The 18527-nt window shown below is 58.1% G+C and carries 14 protein-coding genes and 1 pseudogene; 5 read left to right on the top strand and 10 right to left on the bottom strand.

Going from position 1 to position 18527, the window contains the following annotated elements; all coding sequences use genetic code 11:
* The first annotated feature begins 66 nt into the window (after window positions 1-66).
* Window positions 67-2142, top strand: coding sequence for a dehydrogenase (locus tag DIT72_RS13135; protein ID WP_135955699.1), 2076 nt, complete (start codon window positions 67-69; stop codon window positions 2140-2142).
* On the opposite strand, the gene DIT72_RS13130 is transcribed toward DIT72_RS13135, so the two are convergent.
* The 9 genes and pseudogenes from DIT72_RS13130 to tnpA form a co-directional block, all read right to left on the bottom strand.
* Window positions 2112-3662, bottom strand: coding sequence for a glutamate synthase-related protein (locus DIT72_RS13130; RefSeq protein WP_135955698.1), 1551 nt, complete (start codon window positions 3660-3662; stop codon window positions 2112-2114). The two genes, DIT72_RS13135 and DIT72_RS13130, sit on opposite strands and share 31 nt — an antisense overlap.
* A 90-nt stretch (window positions 3663-3752) precedes the next feature.
* Window positions 3753-4718 carry a zinc-binding metallopeptidase family protein gene (locus tag DIT72_RS13125; RefSeq protein WP_135955697.1) on the bottom strand — a complete coding sequence of 322 codons (966 nt, stop codon included), beginning with the start codon at window positions 4716-4718 and terminating at the stop codon, window positions 3753-3755.
* Window positions 4719-4782: 64 nt separating this feature from the next.
* Window positions 4783-6075: a cation:proton antiporter gene (locus DIT72_RS13120; RefSeq protein ID WP_135955696.1), complete on the bottom strand. Its 1293-nt coding sequence runs from the start codon at window positions 6073-6075 to the stop codon at window positions 4783-4785.
* Between the two features lie 111 nt (window positions 6076-6186).
* Window positions 6187-7791 (bottom strand): tetratricopeptide repeat protein, encoded by a 1605-nt coding sequence (locus DIT72_RS13115; RefSeq protein WP_135955695.1) that lies wholly within the window; start codon window positions 7789-7791, stop codon window positions 6187-6189.
* Between the two features lie 247 nt (window positions 7792-8038).
* Window positions 8039-8437, bottom strand: coding sequence for a DUF4399 domain-containing protein (locus DIT72_RS13110; RefSeq protein WP_206081108.1), 399 nt, complete (start codon window positions 8435-8437; stop codon window positions 8039-8041).
* Between the two features lie 318 nt (window positions 8438-8755).
* Complete coding sequence (locus tag DIT72_RS13105) at window positions 8756-9499, bottom strand: sterol desaturase family protein (protein WP_135955693.1); 744 nt, start codon at window positions 9497-9499, stop codon at window positions 8756-8758.
* A gap of 74 nt (window positions 9500-9573) precedes the next feature.
* Window positions 9574-9735: a PEP-CTERM sorting domain-containing protein gene (locus DIT72_RS13100; RefSeq protein WP_135955692.1), complete on the bottom strand. Its 162-nt coding sequence runs from the start codon at window positions 9733-9735 to the stop codon at window positions 9574-9576.
* Window positions 9736-9883: 148 nt separating this feature from the next.
* Window positions 9884-10081, bottom strand: a pseudogene (locus tag DIT72_RS13095) (aspartate/glutamate racemase family protein); the annotation flags it as partial.
* Window positions 10082-10111: 30 nt separating this feature from the next.
* Window positions 10112-10579, bottom strand: coding sequence for an IS200/IS605 family transposase (tnpA, locus tag DIT72_RS13090; protein WP_135955691.1), 468 nt, complete (start codon window positions 10577-10579; stop codon window positions 10112-10114).
* Window positions 10580-10639: 60 nt separating this feature from the next.
* On the opposite strand from tnpA, the gene DIT72_RS13085 reads away from it, so the two are divergent.
* Entirely contained in the window at window positions 10640-12010 is a 1371-nt protein-coding gene (locus DIT72_RS13085) for an RNA-guided endonuclease InsQ/TnpB family protein (protein WP_135955690.1), read from the top strand.
* Here the strand turns inward: DIT72_RS13085 and DIT72_RS13080 are convergent.
* Window positions 11937-12590 carry an aspartate/glutamate racemase family protein gene (locus DIT72_RS13080; RefSeq protein WP_135955689.1) on the bottom strand — a complete coding sequence of 218 codons (654 nt, stop codon included), beginning with the start codon at window positions 12588-12590 and terminating at the stop codon, window positions 11937-11939. The genes DIT72_RS13085 and DIT72_RS13080 overlap by 74 nt on opposite strands.
* Before the next feature lie 219 nt (window positions 12591-12809).
* On the opposite strand from DIT72_RS13080, the gene DIT72_RS13075 reads away from it, so the two are divergent.
* Genes DIT72_RS13075 through DIT72_RS13065 form a run of 3 tightly spaced genes read left to right on the top strand, consistent with a single transcriptional unit; the run spans window position 12810 to window position 18524 of the window.
* Window positions 12810-14201, top strand: coding sequence for an efflux transporter outer membrane subunit (locus DIT72_RS13075; RefSeq protein ID WP_135955688.1), 1392 nt, complete (start codon window positions 12810-12812; stop codon window positions 14199-14201).
* A complete protein-coding gene (locus DIT72_RS13070; protein WP_135955687.1) occupies window positions 14198-15415 on the top strand; it encodes an efflux RND transporter periplasmic adaptor subunit in 1218 nt (405 codons plus the stop codon). Before DIT72_RS13075 ends, DIT72_RS13070 begins: the two co-directional genes overlap by 4 nt.
* On the top strand, window positions 15408-18524 hold the full coding sequence (locus DIT72_RS13065) for an efflux RND transporter permease subunit (protein WP_169450032.1): 3117 nt from the start codon (window positions 15408-15410) through the stop codon (window positions 18522-18524). Before DIT72_RS13070 ends, DIT72_RS13065 begins: the two co-directional genes overlap by 8 nt.
* Window positions 18525-18527 lie beyond the last annotated feature (3 nt).

The raw sequence follows: 18527 nt of genomic DNA, 5'->3' as shown, positions 1-18527 counted from the left end.
AAGGCAAAAATGGATGCCATGATTTAGTCTGTAAAAGACAACAACAAGCAAAGGGAATGTCTGAATATGAAAACCGTTGTCAGTATCAGCCATGGATCCAGCGAATACGACTACGACCTTGAAACCGGGTTCCTGGGCCAGCCCTTCCGTATTATCCGTATTGGTACCGACGGTGACCTTGACAGGGCAGAAGCGGCTCTTGAATCAGTCCATTCCCAGGCAGATGCCATCGGCCTGAGCATGATTGATGACCATTACGAAGTAGGCCGGGAACGGCTTGAGCATCCCGACACCGCACGGCTGGAGGCCTGCGTTCCGGACAAGCCGGTCACCACCGGCGCAGGTCTGCGTGCCATCCTTCAGGAATGGGCGGTGCGCCATACGCAAACGGAACTGGGACATTTCTTCGACAACGCCCGGGTTCTGTTCATGAATGGCAAGGCAGGCTATCGCATTGCAAAGGCGCTTTCCGAACATACCGATAACCTGTTTTTTGCCGACCCATACACCGATTTTGGTGTGCCCAGGCTGCTGACATCCCTGAAACAGCTGGAAACCTTCACAGCACTCACAGCGCCTGTCATGTTCCGGCCCGCAGCGGTGAAAACTGTCGAGACCCTGCTGCGGACTCCGCTGTACCGGCTTGGCGAGGGTCTGGTAAAAGGGGCTCTGCACCATGCCGTTTCCGAGTCTCACGTTATTGTCGGGGCCATTGCAGATCTGGAGAATTTCACCCATAAGGAGTTGGACGGCAAAACGGTAATCACTTCCCGCGTAACCGATTCCGCCCTCGACTGGATGCGCTCCCGGCACGTTGCCATGGTGGTGGACTACAGTCCCTGGCTGGAAGGCCGGCCAGTCGGTGTTAATGTGATGGAAGCGATGATCAGCGCAGCGCTGTCCCGGACGCCGGGGCAACTGGGGCCGGACGACTATCTGGATGTCATCCAGAGCCTTGGCATCGAACCCCGGATTCTTTATCCGAACGGCTATCGTCGGGTGAACCGGTTTGCATTCGTGATTCATCCGCTTTCGCAGCAATATCTCACCAAAACGCCACCCCTGGACTGGATTGCCAATGTGTCACCGCCGATGGTGATGAACCTGGTTGAAAAGGCCGTGGCGTATACGCCGCCTTTTATCTATTCAAAGGTTTCCGGCATCGAGTCACCCACGGGCGATGAGGTCGAGGGTTGGCTGATAACCGTTGGAGGCACTCCGCGGGAAATCATGGCACACGATCCGGAGTTCACATACGCCAGACTGTTACAGGCTGCGGAACTGGCGAAAAAGCTGGGGGCCCAGATTATGGGGCTTGGCGCCTTCACCAAAGTGGTTGGCGATGCCGGCGTCACGGTGGCAAAGCGGGCGCCACTGCCTATCACCACCGGCAACAGCTACAGTGCCTCTGGTGCTCTCTGGGCTGCTCACGACGCGATGAAAAAAATAGGGCGGGTCGACATTGGCCCTAGCGGAAAAGCCGCCGGCAAGGCCATGGTGGTTGGAGCCACCGGTGCCATTGGTTCAGTTTGCGCGCGCCTGCTTGCCAAGGCGGTGGATGAAATCTATCTGGCCGCGCCTGAACCCGCAAAACTTCTGGCTCTCAAGGAAAGCATCGAACAGGAAACGCCCGGAGCCATTGTGCACGTTGCCGGCTCCGCAGACCGGGATCTGGCCGAGATGGATATGATCGTTACCGCCACTTCGGGCGCCGGCAAGCGCATCCTGGACATCATGAAAGTGAAGCCTGGCTGCGTGATCACGGATGTTGCCAGACCACTGGACATTCCCGCAACAGACGTGGCCAAACGCCCGGATGTTCTGGTAATCGAATCCGGCGAGATCCAGTTGCCCGGCGAGGTACATATGAAAGATATCGGCCTGCCGAAAGGGATTGTTTATGCCTGCCTGGCGGAAACCATTGTGCTTGGCCTGGAAGGGCGGTTCGAGAACTTTACGCTTGGCCGCAATATCGAGTGGGAAAAAGTACGGGAAATTTACAAGCTGGGTCTGAAACATGGCATGAAGCTGGCCGCCATCTCCGGTGTGAACGGGGCATTCACTGAGGAGGATTTCGAGCGTGTTCGAGTACTGGCGGCCAGAGAAGATGATCAGGCCGAGGGATCGACCATGCCAGCGTAACGTACCCCACTGAGCAGCGCCATTTCCCGGTGCCAGGTCGCCAGGTCCTCTTTGCTGAATTTACTGAGGCTGTCGTGGCCGCAGGCTCTGGCCATTACCTGCATCAGCGATACCGAGGCCTCGAGGAAATTCTTCAGTTGCCTGGACGACGTCTCGACATTGAGCCTTTGTCGCAAGTCTTTTCTCTGGGTCGCAACGCCCGAGGGGCAGTTGTTGGTATTGCAGATTCTCGCGGCAACGCACCCAATGGCCTGGATGGCGCTATTGGCAACCGCAATGCCGTCAGCGCCCAGTGCCATTGCCTTGACGAAGTCAATAGGCAACCGCAAACCGCCCGTCACAATCAGCGTAACCCGGCCACTCGCTCCCTGGTCATCCAGGTAGCGACGGGCGCGGGCGAGGGCGGGGATAGTGGGGACACTGATGTGGTCTCTGAAAATCTCGGGCGCGGCACCGGTGCCGCCACCGCGGCCATCCAGGATGATGTAGTCGGCGCCGGCATCCAGAGCGAACTGCACATCACGTTCAATGTGGTTGGCGCTGAGCTTGAAACCTACCGGAATACCACCGGAGACCTCACGCACCCGGCTGGCAAATTGCTGGAAGTCCTCCACTGACCGCAGATCCTCGAAGGTAGGGGGCGATGTAAACGGCTCTCCCTCCCTGATGCCACGCACCTCGGAAATCCTGCCGGTGTTCTTGTTGCCGGGAAGATGGCCGCCGGTGCCCGTCTTTGCGCCCTGTCCGCCCTTGAAGTGAAACGCCTGAACCTGCTTCAGAAGCTTTTCGTCATAGCCAAACTTCGCGCTGGCCAGCTCATAGAAATATCTGGTGTTCTCCTGCTGCTCTTCCGGCAACATGCCACCTTCGCCTGAGCAGATACCGGTGCCGGCCATCTCCGCACCCCGCGCCAGCGCGATCTTGGCTTCTTCGGATAGTGCCCCGAAGCTCATGTCGGACACAAACAGCGGCATGCTCAGAGTCAGGGGCTTTTTTGCTTCGGGACCTATGACCAGCTCAGTGGCGACTTCCGCGTCTTCCATCAACGGTTTGCTGGCCAGTTGCGCCACCATGAGCTGCAGGTCATCCCAGTGGGGCAGGGTATGGCGGGGAACGCCCATCGCAGTGGTGGGACCGTGTTGCCCCATATTGCTCAGGCCTTCGCGGGCTAGCTGGTGGATGAACTCCACGGTTGGCTCGTCCTTTGTGGCCTTTGCTTCCGGAGCCTCGTCGGAATCTCCGTTTTCCCCGCCAGGCCCCTCCTTGCCCACCTGATCCTTGCTGAACCGGGCATGAGTGCCATCGCAGAAGGGCGCATCGCCGGTGTGTTTACACTGGCAAAGCACGGCTTGCCCGTCCTTCTCGGCAACAAAGCTTTTGGGGGTGAAATCGGTATCGGCGTGAGAGCCATCGCAAAAGGGTTGGTCATCGGAGCGGCCGCACGTGCAGAACAGGTACTCCTCGCCTTTTTTCAACGTGACTTTTCTGGGTTTGTTGTCCGCGATTACAGGATTGGTCATAGGTCCGGCTCCTTGATCATTTAGAGGAGTTACGGTGGTGCCTTAAATGCGGATTGGCCAATAAAGGCCTCACCTCATTGTCCAAACACCTTAAAGCCCCTGGGCGCCTCGGCGCAGCCAGTCATGTACAAAAGCAAGTTTGTGGCGTGCGAAATCTGACAATACAAACGGATACAGATCCGACAGGCCCATGGACCTGTTGACGTGGTTTACGCCCACTGCGATCGACGCCGCAATCTGGATCAGCCGTTGGGGATCCGGCTCGGAATATGGGTCCCAATTGGGGCCAGGCACGTCTGGCGAGGTGAGGCCACCGGCCACAAAGCTGTCGGTCAGGTCCGTCAGGTGAAGCAGATGGGCAGCGGTCTCGGCCCAGTCTTCGTGGGGATGGGCTGACGCATAGCTGGTCAGGTAGTACTGTTTCCAGTCTGCTGGTGGACCATTCTCATAGTGGTGCTGCAGTGCCCCGGGATAGCTGATGCGTTCATCGCCAAACATCGCACGGAAGGCATCGAGGAAGTCTTCACGCAGGCTCAGGCGCCACCAGAGCATGTGGGAAATCTCATGGCGCATGTGTCCAATCATGGTGCGATAGGGCTCTTCCAGCGCCTCACGGCGAGTCATGCGCAACACCGGCTCGGCCTCGGCCACGCTGATGGTAACCACGCCCTGGGCGTGGCCCATGGGCACCGGGGTGGGGCCTTCGGCGAGCATATGGAAGACGGGCCGTGCGCCGGGATCTTCCGGCCGGAACCAGTGCCAGCGGCCGAGATTGTCCAGTGCCCAGCGCTTGGCTGCCTCGGTTTGCGCCCAGTTGGGCATGGCATTGGGAATGGAGGGGTCCGGTGCCAGCGCTGTCATGGCACATGAACGGCAGAAAGCACCCTGCTCGGGCGCAATCCAGTTGCAGCCGATTACATTCCGATTGGCACAGAAGGGGGGCATGGGCAGGAAAGCTCGCGCCTGAGGGTCGTAGGCGACGGGCGTTCCGTCCGCTGTAGCGAGATTATCAAACCAGAGAGAGCCGGAACCGACCGGGTTGGCGAAAACGCGCATAAATAAGGTCTTTCAGCTGAATGAACCTGGAGTATAGGAACCTTCAGCACCCAGTGTCCAATTCTCACCCGACCGATTTTCGCGATCGCCAGAAGCGGGCAATCGCGGGCTTTACGCTCACGCCGTGGACGAGGATCGACAGGGTGACCACCACAAGCGTCAGGTGAATCAGTTCCAGTGCAATATCTTCCGGTAGCCCGTGCTGTATCGCGTACATCAGGTAGTAAAGTGAGCCGATGCCGCGTACACCGAACCAGCCTGCAAGGTTGCGCAGGCGCATGGGAGCATTGGTCCCGAGTAATCCAAGATGGACGCTGATGGGGCGTGCGACAAAGAACAGGAATGCGGCAAACCCGATTGCGCGCCAGCTCCAGGAGTCCCAGAAAAGCGATCCGCCAATCATTAGCACCAATACGATTTCGGCCAGCCTTTCCAGATGTTCGTTGAATACCAGTGAGCTCTGGTGCACATGGGCGATAGACTGTGGTGCGTCGCCTGGCTGTGTTTCTCCGGATGTCGGGTCCGAGTACTGTTGCCTGAGGCCGGTCAGTTTCAACTCCGTATGACGTAATGCCACCGCCGCACTGAAAACCGCCAGAAAGCCCCAGGCATTTACCAACAGGCTGATGCCATAGGCTGATGCAATCAGTCCCAGGCCCAGAAAGCTCTCAAGAAACCCGGAGCCGGTAAACGTGGTCCGCAGTCTCTGTACCAGCCAGCCAACGGCATAGCCGGCCACGATGCCAATGGCAATCCCCGCAGCGGTTGCCCAGACCACATCAACCACCAGCCAGCGAAAACCGTCATCGCCAAGATCATGCAGGCCCAGCAGGCCCAACCCCAGCATGACAAAGGGAAAGGCGCTGCCGTCGTTTATTCCGGCTTCGCAGGTCAGGGCAAACCTCAGGCGGTCAGGGTCGTCGGCATGGCGGACCTGTACCTCAGTGGCAAGTACCGGGTCTGTGGGTGCAACCACCGCGCCGAGCAGAACAGCGGCGCCGAGAGGCAGAGCAAGCCAGTAGTATCCAAAGAGCGCTACCAGGCCAACGGTCAGCGTCATTGAAATGACAGCCAGTTGCAGAGGATTACGCCAGCGTTTGAAGGTCACCGGTGCGGGCATCTTCACTCCGGCACAATACAGGGAGATCAATACCGCGATTTCGGTCAGCAACTCCAACAGTGCCGACTCTTTCAGTGGATTGAAGTGGAACAGGTCAAAGCCCATGGGGCCGAGGACCAGTCCGATAAAGAGGTAGACCATGGCGGACGTGGCAGGCACGGTCTTGATGTAGGAAGCGGTAAAGCCCACTACCAGCAATAGTGAGCCAAGTAATATAAACCAGGTTGCAGTGGTCATGGCCAGCTCATCGCAGAGAATTGGTGTGCCGGTAGCCTTGCAGGACCATTCCCGGCACTATATCGCAGCACACCGTGCACTCTTCAATGAGCTATTGCGACCCTGGCCGTATTAAACATCGGTTAAGTAACGCTCGTTGGCGGGTGCCGCCTCCATCAGTCGTTCCGACCAGAGCGCAGCGGATTCCGCATCGCCAGCCGCATCGGCTGCCCGGGCTGCACCTTCCAGTGTGTTCAGGCGCTGTGGCCAGATTCGATTGGAATTTTCGTAAGCTACCAGTGCTTCTGCCGGGCGATCAAGCGCAAGTAGCAGGTCGCCGAGCGACTCATAGGGTGGTAGCAGGGCCCCAGGCGTAACCGGGTGTTTCTCGACAGTGGCTTCAAGTTCACCAGCGGAGCGCATCAGTTCAGTGGCCTGGTCTGGATCACCTTCCGCTTGAGCTATCCAGCCGGCCAGAATGCGGCGATCCACTTCAATGTACGTGGTGAAGCGCCCGTCAGCGGCAGTCCTGGCAGATTCCACCAGTGCTGCCATCCGTTGCTCTGCCTCGCGGGCAGTGTCCAGATCCCTGGTATGTACTGCGCCCAGGCCGCGTGCAAACCAGCTCAGGCTATCGGGCCAGGCAAATTTATCCCAGCTGATATAGTCAGGGGTGCGGGGCGAAATGGACGCTGCCGCCTCCCAGTCCCGTGCTTCAACAGCCAGCCTTGCGGGGATCGAAGCCAGGTGATAGGCGCCGGGAAAGTTGCCCTGGTGCGGACCGTTGGCCTGAGCCGTTTCCCAGACACTCCGTGCAGCACTGTTTTCACCGCGCTGGAGATGGCCGTAAACCAGGTAGTCGACGGCATGTATGTAGTGGAATGACGTGGCACCCTCCACCTTGTGATCCACTGCAACTTCGGCGGACTGCTGGTTCCAGTCGATCATGCTGGGCCAGTCGCCAAGCCGTACATAGATGTGGGAAGGCATGTGCAAGGCATGAGGAACGTTGGGCGCGATCTGTGTATAGGAATCCACGATCTCCGTGGCATTGCTTCCGCGCCCATCGGCATCGGTGGCGTGAATGGTGTAGTGGACCGCCCCGGGGTGGGTGGGTTCGGTTTTCCAGGCAGCACGCAGAACCCGTTCCGCCTCGTCATGTAGCGCTTTCCGGTCTTCCGCGGACCGGGCTTTTGCGAGAAGCGACAACGCATATAATGTGGCGATATCGACATCGTCCGGGAATGCCCGATAAGCGGAGTCCATACCATCAATCCACCCGGCAAGACGCTCCTCAACCTGATCTGTTTCGGTATCGAAGAATGCGGCGGTAGCATCGATGAGAAGCTGTTCCCTTGTATTTCCTGCGGCGTTGCGCGCTTCCCGGATCGCCTGACGGCCGCGGGTGATATCGGCAGCACTCGGAGTTGTACTCCACAGCGGTTGAAACAGGGAAGTTGCGACGCCCCAGTGCGCCATGGCACAGCCTGGCTCGGCCTCGGTAATGGCTTCGAATTCTGCCTGCGCTTGTGTGTACATCATGTGATGCATCATGCCCAGCGCATGATCAACATCGGCACGCATATGTTCTGAACAGTCGGCGCGGAAGTTTATGGTGCCAACGGCATCGTCGGCACTGGTCGGAGAGCCGTTGTTTGCTGGTTCCTCATGGCCCGCTGCCGGGAGGGAAATGCTCAGGGTAGCGGTAAGTATGGCAGTACGTAATGTGGCGTTCATGACAAGACTCCGTGTAACCATGTTGGTGTGGAGCCGGCATGTCATACACCGGTCAGGGACTGAATATATACTGCCAGTACTTGGCCCTGCATGCACAGCTGACCACTTTGACGTTACTCCTATTCTGTCTGTCTCGCCAGCAATACCCACGGCATGCTATTTCTCTGTAAAGCTGCCGTGGGAGCGCTTGCGCCGCAAACGCCATCTTGTGTGTCTGGCTGGTCGGGCGTGCATGGCCTTACCGCCATCATTCTACAGTGATAGTGATCTTTTCCGACATGATCGGAGGCTCGTGCGGCACATGCATGTGGTCACCCAGCAGCAGTTGCAGGGTATGTTCACCGGGTTCAAGTTCCACTTCGGTACTGGTCTGGCCCCCGCCAAAGTGAATTATTTGCTCGGTGGAGGGCAGCGGCGCGTCCATGGGCGGCAGCGTATCCACATCAACCAGCAGGTGATGGTGTCCGGTGCCCTCGCGGTCGGTACCCGCTTCGGCAACTTCCATGCCTTCCAGCGCGAATTCCACAGCCACCGGACTGGTTACGGTGGTCCCATCCTCCGGGCTCACGATGGTAACTTCGGCATCTACCGGCGCGCTCGTGCGGTCGCTGGAAGTGGTTTCAGTTGCGCCTTCTCTTTCCTCCATGTCCGCCTCGTTCTGCGCCACGGGTTCTTCTTCCTCAGTGCCATCGGAACATCCCTGCAGCAAAATGCCGGCAGTAAACAGAACGCTTATCAGCGAAACCTTTAAGGGAGTATGCATGGCGAAATCCTCCTTGTGCCATTGATGGGGCTGGAAAAGCCAGCCACGCGCTTTACTGCGATTGGTTGTGGTTCAGTCTCACCCTTTAAAGTAACAAAAAGCTAGAGCTGTAAAACTGTCTATAACGACGTCATGTTCGCCTCGTCGGTGTCGCAATCCACTGTCCCCGGGGAGCGCCTGCACATCGCATTCTTCGACGGGTTATCGCAGTGGCAGCAACAGTAACGAGCCCAGGCGCTGGTCCCGGACCTCTGAAAATTCCTCGAGGCCAAAGGATGCGGGCGCCGGGCAACTCCCGGGGCAGGTATAGGTACCAAACATCCGGTCCCAGACCGTCAACACCTCTCCGAAGTTGGAATCGGTCTGGGGTTGATGTCTGGAGTGATGAAACTGATGAGTGCCCGGCGTGACAAAGAGAAGGTTAATCAAAGCCTCGGCGCGGGCATTCAGGCGGATATTCGAGTGCGCCAGAAGCTGAGCTGCCCTGACCGCAACCATATACGGGATAACCTGGGCTGGTGTCAGTGCCAGAGTTGCCATCACAAGATAAATAACCAGCAAACTGATGATGACTTCACCCGGGTGGTGGCGAAACGTGGTTGAAAAATCCAGCTCGAGCTCACAGTGGTGCACGCGATGCAGGCGCCAGGTCGCACGGAAATGGTGGTATGCGCGATGGAGCCAGTACCCGGCCAGATCCAGAACCAGAAAAGCGACCAAAGCGGCCAGTAACGGGTGCAGGGTGGAAGAGTGTGATTCTGGTAGCAGCAACAGGGGAATCATTACCGGGGAAGCCAAAAGAACGGCTTCGTTAATAAAGCCCAGGCTCAGATTGCTAAACCAGCGGTCGTAGCGATCCTGGAACAGCTTATTCCTGGCGAAACGGTACTCGGCTGCAATAATCAGCGGAATGCCGATCAGATAAAGTATCTGGTAGGTAGCCATAGCACTCTATTCAGGTGGTTCTGGAACTGCAGCGTCCATGCTTCCTGATCCCTGCTCTTTTCCATGGAACGGTATTATTTACGGAATTTTTTGGCAATAAAGAGTGCTGCCACACTAGCTGCAAACAAACCCAGCATTCCGGGTTCGGGAACCGATACAGTTGGAGGCGCAGTAGCGCCCGCCATTGCAGCGGTTGAAAGCATTGAGATTGTCAGTCCGGTGATTAGGTACTTCATAGCGACTCTTCCTTATTATGGATTCAGTATAACAAGTGCATTTTTCAGGCCAGGGATTCTCGGGCGCCTGGAATCAAGGACATAGATTTCCGCAAAAACCAGAGGTGTAAAAGAATCCGGCACCTGAGTGGTCTGATCGGGTGGTGGCTCACCAGTCTGACAGCGCCTGTTCAACTGCCTGTGCTGCGTGAATCCCGGTTGTATCGTAAAGCGGAGTACCAGTATCAGCCTGCCGGATCAGAAGGCCAATTTCGGTACACCCCAGGATAACGGCCTGCGCGCCTTGCTCCGCAAGGGAGGTAACAACATTGAGCAGTCCCGGCGCAACCTCGGGTGCTTTAGCGCCGAGTCGAGCCGGCGCGGCTAGGGAAGGCCGCTATGATCCGTTGGTTTTTCGGCGGCGGGCCGATTGCTCGGCCGCCTGCGCATCGATCGGGCGTTGCTGGTCCTGAATGTATTGCGCGACCAACTCCAGCGGCGCACCGCCACAACTGACCACGCAGTATGACGGTGACCAGAACTGGTTGCCCCACAACTTATTCTGAATCTCGGGCCAGAATTCATTGCGTAGCACGTACGCGCTTTTGCCCTTCAGTTTCCCGATAAAATTCGACAGCGCCGTTTTCGGCGGGCAACTGGCCAACAGGTGAACGTGGTCACCCTCGCCGTTGAACTCAAATAATTCCCCATCCATCTGTTCGCAGGTTTCCCGGAGCACGGCTTCCAGTCGTGTCAGCATGGCGTCGGTAAAGACCGAACGGCGGTATTTCGGGGTAAAGACTAAATGATAGTGAAGTTTGTACCGACAGGTTCTGCCGGTTCTCCAGTCGTATTCACTGCCCATAGACTTGATCTCCTTCGTTGTCCTTACTATAGTCAGGTCAGTCGTTAAAGGAAACCGTTTATGCTCACCGGCATTCGCTATAAGGCTACGCCCACTGATCACCAGGCCCGTACTCTGGCCCAGTGGATCGGGTGTGCCCGAATGATCTGGAATGCCAAGTGTGATGAAGATCGGTACCTTCGGGCCTTCGCCCGAAAATTTCTGCCGGTGGGTACGTATCCGAAGCCGGATAAAGCGTATAGCCAGTACAAGACGGAACTGACGCCGTGGCTCAAGAAATGCCCCTCCCAAATTCTGCGCAACAGTGCAACCATCTGGGCGCAGACCTATCAGGACTTTTTCAAGGGCCGCTGCGGGCGCCCGCAGCCGAAAAATCGCATCCGCGGCAATTACATCTGGCTGACTCGTGAGCTGTTCCAGCTCGTGAAGGAAGACGGGCGCTGGGTACTGCGAATTGGCACCAAGAAAAATGACCTCGGGGAGCTCAAGGTCAAATGGCACCGCAAACCCCGGGCGGATCGATTGCCGAACTCGATCTGGATTCGCGTGGAGCATGGCCGGTGGTCGGTGTCGTTTTCCTACGATGACGGCAAGTTGGACGACAATCATCTGACCAACGTCGAACATTTGCGCTGGCTTCGCCGCTGTTCAGTCGATCAACTGGAAAGCCTGATCACGCCGCTGGATCGGGGCGTGGCGCGACCGGTTCAGACCCATGACGCCACTTATACGGTGGATACCACGGCATTACGCAAACAGCGCGGTCGGGAAAAATACCTGAAACGATGTCAGCGGAAACTGGCCCGACAGAAGAAAGGGTCAAACCGGCGCAAACAGACGTTGGCACGCGTCGCCAGGATTCACCAGAAAACGGCCAGTGCGCGCGATGACTTTTTGCATAAAACCAGTCGAGCGGTGGTGGATTCAGCCAAGGTGATTGTGCTGGAAGATCTGAAGCTGGCCAACATGACCAAACGCGCTGCGCCAGTACCCGGGATAGCGCCGGGGTGCTGGCTGGCCAATGGCGCCCGTGCTAAATCCGGCCTCAACAAAGCCTTGCTGGGTGTGGGGTTGAACCGACTGGAAACCTACATTGACTACAAGGCTTATCGCCAGAACAAACCGGTGTTCAAGGTGAATCCTGTGAACACCAGCCGCGAGTGTGCCGCCTGCGGCCACACTCACCCGGAGAATCGCCGAACTCAGGCGACCTTTCGGTGCTTATACTGCGGCCATGCGGACAATGCGGATCGAAACGCCGCGTTGGTGATCCGTCAGCGGGCAATTTGTTTAATTTTACACTCTGGAACGGAGTTGGCCGGCAGCAAGAAAAACGTGCTGCGACCAGGGGCGAACGCTAACCCACGTAAGACGCCTGCGGCTCAAGCCGCAAGCGCGACGGGTGGTTCGTCAAAAAAGAAAGCAGCCTGACACCATATCGGCTGCCGAAGCTCGGAGCCTTTAGGCCCGAGTAGTTCACATAGGCCCGAGCGGATTCCGGATTGATTTCGCCCTGGCACAACTCCTCATAGATGACTCTGTGAACCAGATTTCGCTGGGCCTGATCCGGCGTCAGCACTTCAATGCCTGCCTCTTCCAGGCGGATACGATAAAAATCCTGCTCCATGGTAAATCGCGTACCAAGCAGCCCCACGCGATCAATACCATCCCCGACCAGCACCTTTGCTGTTGCATCAGCAATGTGTAGCAGCGGAATACGAAGGCTCCGTTCTATCTCCGGGGCCACTTTGTGCATGGTGTTGGTGCCTATCACCAGGAAATCCGCGCCGGCTCTCTGCAGGGAAACAGCCGCATCAGACAGAATCCGCGCGGTCGCTGCCCAATCGCCCTGGTGCTGAAGCGCTTCAATCTCGGCAAAGTCTACGCTGCAGATCAACATCTTTGCAGAATGCAGCCCGCCCAGACGGGCTTTCACGCCTTCGTTGATCAGCCGGTAATAGGTTTGCGTGGATTCCCAGCTCATGCCACCGAGAAGGCCAATGGTTTTCATGGGGCGGTCCTTGTTCCTGGTTAATCAGAACGCTTCTCCGGGCTGTGCCGCTAATTTCGACGCCTTGCCCGCCATGAAGAGCGAACCGGGAGGGCTTTCAACATGTCAAAATAGTGTAAATCCTGGTGGGATACAGAGATTTGGTAAAACTCCCCAGCCAACAAAATGGTATCTTGAGCCCTGACGCAACTCTGGCCACATGACTGAATCCGGCTCTCCATGACTGACGCAATAATCAAATCCTATCTGCGGCTTTTCCCGCTGGTCGCCGTACTTTTTCTCACTGCCTGCGCTACGCGTCAGGAAGCTCCCCGGGCTCCGGTGGAACTGCCGGGTGAATTCACCCGCGCTGGCCAACGTGATGTGCCTGACACCTGGTGGAAGTCGTTTGATGACAGGCAGCTGGACAGACTCGTTGCGCAGGCCCTGGAGGATAACCTGAGCCTCCGCGCCAGCTATCAGAGATTGCGCCAGGCGAGGGCCGTGGCAGACAGGCAGGGTGCCGCCCTGTTTCCTTCACTGGACGCCACCGCCACAGCGGAGCGGCAGCAAACCGACACCACGGATACCGACATCTTCAGTGCCGGCCTGAGTGCCAGTTATGAGGTAGACCTCTGGGGACGCGTGCAATCCCTTAGCGAGGCGGAATCACTGCGCGCCTCTGCAACCCTGGCAGATTTCCAGGCTGCGGCAATTTCCCTGAGCGGGGAAATTGCCAATACCTGGTTTCAGCTGGTGGAGCAACGGGCTCAGCTCGCCCTGGCAGAGAGCCAGCTGGAAACCAATGAAAACGTGCTGACGGTGATTGAGTCGCGGTTTGCGATGGGGCAGAACAACAGTGCGGATGTGCTTCGCCAGCGCCAGCTGGTCAGTGCTTCCCGGGAACGCCTGAGCAACATTGAAGGCGAAACCGGTGTGCTGCAGCATCAGCTGGCGGTTCTGCTGGGGCGGTCTCCGGGGCAGGGCGACCTTCCAGAAGACGATACCCTGCCGGCGCTACCGCCGCTGCCGGAAACCGGTGTGCCTGCAGAACTGGTTCAGCGCCGGCCGGATCTGCAGCAGGCCTGGAGAGTGGTGCAGGCGGCTGACCGGGACCTGGCTGCCGCCATCAGCAACCGGTTCCCGAGATTTTCCATCGAGGCGTCCATCAGCTCACAGGCGAACGATGCCGGAAATCTGTTCGACAACTGGCTGGCGACACTGGCCGGCAATCTGGTGGTTCCACTGGTGGACGGGGGTGAGCGTCGTGCCGAGGTTCGCCGCTCCGAGGCCGTGCTCGAAGAACTCGTTCAGGAATACGGGCAGGCCGTTCTTGTTGCCATCCGGGAAGTTGAAGATGCGCTGGTCCGGGAACAGCAACAGCGCCGGCGCCTGCAGAGCCTCAATGATCAGAGCCGGCTGGCTGATACAACCTATCGACAACTGCGTAACCAGTATCTGAACGGTGCGGTCAGTTACATCGATGTGTTGACCGCGCTGCAGGAAAAACAAGACCTTCAGCGTACGATCCTTAGCACCCGCCAACAGTTGCTGACCACCCGTGTGGCACTGTACCGGGCCCTGGCCGGGAGTATCGATTCCGTGAAAACACCGGAGAACGACGAGACATGAGCCACCCCATTGATGAGAATGCAGTCCGTCCCGAGAGAGGCAAAGCCGGTCCACTGAAAACCGTGTTGGTGTCGCTGATGATTGTTCTGGTCGGGATTGCCCTGATCTGGCTGATCTTCAAGACAGAACCCACTGCCACCCGCAAAGATACCGCCCGCGAGACGGCCATGCTGGTGGATGTCCAGAGTGTCAGCCGCGGGCGCTTCACGCCTACTGTGGAAGTGATGGGGCAGGTGGTTCCGTCCAGGCAAATCACGCTGGGCTCCCGGGTAAGCGGTGAAGTAGTCCACCAGGCCGACGCTTTTACGCCAGGCAGGCGCGTCGAAGAGGGAGCAGAACTGCTCCGGATCGATCCGGCGGATTTTGAAGCCACGCTGCAACAGAGACGCAGTGAGCTGCAGCAGGCAAAGGCAGATCTTGAGCTCGAACAGGGACAGCAAGCGGTTGCCCGGCAGGAGTTTGAGTTGCTGGGCGAAGACATCGAGGCGGTTAATGACGCCCTGATACTCCGCGAGCCGCAGCTGAAACAGGCCAAAGCCCGAGTGGCCGCCGCTGAGGCTGCGGTGAAGCAGGCCGAGCTTGATCTTGCCCGCACGCGGATCCGCGCACCGTTTCCTGCCCAGGTGCTCAGCCGGGAGGTGACCTTGGGCTCGCAGATCAGCACCGGCCAGTCTCTTGGCCGGTTGGCGGGAACCGGTCAATACTGGATAGAGGCGACGGTTCCACTCTCCAAACTCCACTGGCTGGCTTTCAGTGTCGCCCCGGATGCACCCGGAGCGCCCGTTATACTGCACCACGACACCGTCTGGCCAGGCGGCCAGACTCGCGAGGGCCGGCTGACACAACTGGTTGGCGAACTGGACGATAACGCCCGCATGGCCCGGGTTCTGATCACTGTTGAAGACCCACTGGCGCTGGATCAGGCCGAAGGCAAACCGGCAATGATCCTCGGTAGTTTTGTGCGAGCGGAAATAGAAGGGCGGCCATTGGACGACGTGGTACGTATCGAGCGGGATCTGGTTCGCCGTAACAATACCGTGTGGATCATGGAAGAGCGGAAACTGGCCATTCGCGACGTTGAAATCGCCTTCCGTGACGATGATTACGCCTACATAAAGGCAGGATTGGAAAACGGTGATCGGGTCATCACCAACGATCTCTCCTCCGTGGTCAGTGGTGCCAGGCTGAGGCTCGAGGGTGACGGCAATGAGTGATTCCCCCAAAGGCCGGGGCTGGGTCGGGCCCATCGAATGGATGGCTCGCAACTCCATCGCCGCCAATCTGATGATGATCCTGTTGCTGGCTGGCGGTTTCTGGATGGCCACGCAGGTGCAAAAGGAGGTATTCCCGGAATTCCAGCTTGACCTTGTTCAGATCACGGTCAGTTATCCCGGCGCAGCGCCCGAAGAAGTGGAGCAGGGTATACTCCTGCCCGTCGAAGAGGCGGTCCAGGGTATCCAGAGCATCGAGGAAATGAGCTCCACTGCCCGCGAAGGCAGCGGCAACATCCGGCTCGAACTGGTTTCCGGCAGCAACCGCATGCAGGCCCTGCAGGACATAGAGCAGGCCGTGGACCGTATTCGCACCTTCCCGGAACAGGCCGAGGAGCCGGAAATCCGGCTGGTGACGCCAACCCGTGATGTCATGGAACTGACCCTTTACGGCGACGTGGACATCTGGACGCTGCGCCAGCTCGGTGAGCAGGTGCGCAACCGTTTGCTCTCCGAAGACGCGATCACCCAGGCCGTTATAGACGACGTGCCGGCCTACCTGACCAGTGTGGAAATTCCCCAGGATACGTTACGCAAATACAACCTGACCCTGTCGGAGGTCGCCAACCGCATCGAGCAGTCCAGCGAGGACATACCGGCCGGCTCCATGGCAACGGACAACGGCGACATACTGCTGAGGCTCAAGGAACGTAAACAGTGGGCGGATGCCTTTGAAAGCATTGTGATTCTCAATGCGGCTTCCGGCGGTTCCGTTACCCTGGGTGATATCGCGACCGTTCATGATGGTTTTGAAGAGGGTGGATTTCACTCCCGCTTCAATAGTCTGCCGTCGGTGGAAATCGAAATTTTCCGTACCGGGGATCAGTCGCCCCTGGATATTGCAGAGTCCGTTGAGCAGGTGATGGCAGAGCTGGAAGTGACTCTGCCCGATGCGGTCAGGCTGCGCATCGACAGTAACCGCGCCGCACACTTCGAAGACCGCATGGACATGCTGCTCGAGAACGGCATCATGGCGATGGTGATTGTACTGGTAATCCTCAGCCTGTTCCTGGAGTACCGGCTGGCGTTCTGGATCATGATGGGTATGACCATTTCCTTTGTGGGCAGTGTGCTGTTCCTTCCGGTGATGGACGTCAGCATCAACATGATTTCCATGTTCGGCTTCCTGATGGTGCTGGGGATAGTGGTGGATGACGCCATAGTGGTGGGGGAGAACATCTACGAATACCGGGAACAGGGCATGGGGTTCATGGAGGCAGCCATTCAGGGTGCCAAGGACATTGCCGGGCCGGTCACCTTCAGCATCCTGACCAACATAGTTGCCTTTCTGCCGCTGCTGTTCATTCCCGGTGTCACCGGTAAATTCTGGTGGCCGCTGGGCGTGGTGGTGATCCTTGTACTGGCGATTTCACTGATCGAGGCCCTGTTCATTCTGCCCGCACATCTGGCTCATAGCGGCCGGGGCAGTGTCACCGTTTATGGCCATTGGATGCACGGCATACAGAGGGTGTTTTCCCGCGGATTCCAGGCAGTAGTGGACCGTGGTTACCGGCCGCTGCTGGATCTGGCCCTGCGTTTCCGTTACATCACCCTCTCCGCAGCGCTCACCGTCATGGTGGTGTGCGGGGCCTATGCAGTCAGCGACCACATGGGCATGATCATGATGCCCGAAGCGCCGGCGGATGAAATCGAGGCGGGGCTCAGGCTGCCCGTTGGCACCACCGCCCGCCGTGCCAGTGAAATGGCGATGGCGATAACCGAGGATACCCAGCGGCTGTTCGAGGAAAATAACCTGTCCCGCAACGTGGAGGGCATTAAAACCAACGTCCGGGGCGAGCGGTCTATCGATGTCGAGCTTGTGCTTCTCCCGGCGGACGAGCGTGATATGACCGTTAACGAGATTATTGACCTCTGGCGTACGGAGCTCGGTGATTTCAAAGGTGTCGACCAGATCACGTTCGAGGCAGAGCAGGGCCCCGGTAGCTGGCGTGATGATATCAGCGTGGACCTGAGCCACACCGATATCGACATTCTCGCCCGCGCCAGCCAGCGTTTCGTTGAAGAGCTGAAGCAGCTCGGACAGACCCGTGGCGTCAATGACAACTACTCCACCGGCAAACCCCAGTTCGACATCAGTCTCACCGACGAGGGCAGGGCCCTCGGTCTGACCGGCGCCTACGTGGGCCGGCAACTGCGGGATGCCTTCTACGGCAGCATTGCCCTGCGCCAGCTACGGGGCATCAATGAAAACGAAATACGGGTACGGCTGCCGGAATACCAGCGGCAGGATCTGCATTACCTGGACAACTTTGTCATCCGCACCGAAGACGGGCAGGAAGTCCCCCTGATGGACGTGGCCGAGGTAACGATCAGCGAATCCCTCCGCTCCATTGACCGGCGCGACGGCAGGCGGGTCATTACCGTTGGCACCGATGTGCAACCCAAATCCGCAATCAGTCAGGTACTGGAACTGATCCAGACTGAAATACTGCCGCAACTGCGCGCTGACTTCCCGGGCCTGACCTGGACTTTCCAGGGCAGCCAGGCGGATCTGAGAGAGTCTACAACCGCTTTGTGGGGCGGTTTCGGCCTGGCCATGGGTGGCATATTTGCGTTGCTGGCGGTGGCATTCGGCAGTTACCTGCAGCCGCTGGTGGTCATGCTGGCGATACCCTTTGGCGCCGTGGGCGCCATCATCGGCCATATGATTCTGGGAATGGAGCTGTCGCTGGTCAGTATCATGGGTATTGTTGCCCTGTCGGGCGTGGTAGTGAACGACTCGCTGATCATGGTGTCTTACGCCAACCGGCAACGTGAGCGGCTGGGCCCGGCCCAGGCCATTTATGAGGCAGGTCTGCGGCGCTTCCGGCCCATTGTTCTGACTACTCTCACCACCTTCGGTGGCCTGACGCCGATTATTACCGAAACCTCCCTGCAGGCTACCTACCTGATTCCAATGGCGGTCTCCCTGGGCTTCGGTATCGTATTCGCCACAGCGCTGATTCTGTTCCTGGTGCCTTGTCTCTATCTGGTGCTTGAGGATATGAAAGCGTGTTTCGAAAGCAGAAGATTATGTTCTCCAGAAGGGTGAGCA

The organism is Marinobacter orientalis (assembly GCF_004792665.1).
GTDB lineage: Bacteria > Pseudomonadota > Gammaproteobacteria > Pseudomonadales > Oleiphilaceae > Marinobacter > Marinobacter orientalis.
This window is presented reverse-complemented; position numbering and strand designations above follow the sequence as displayed.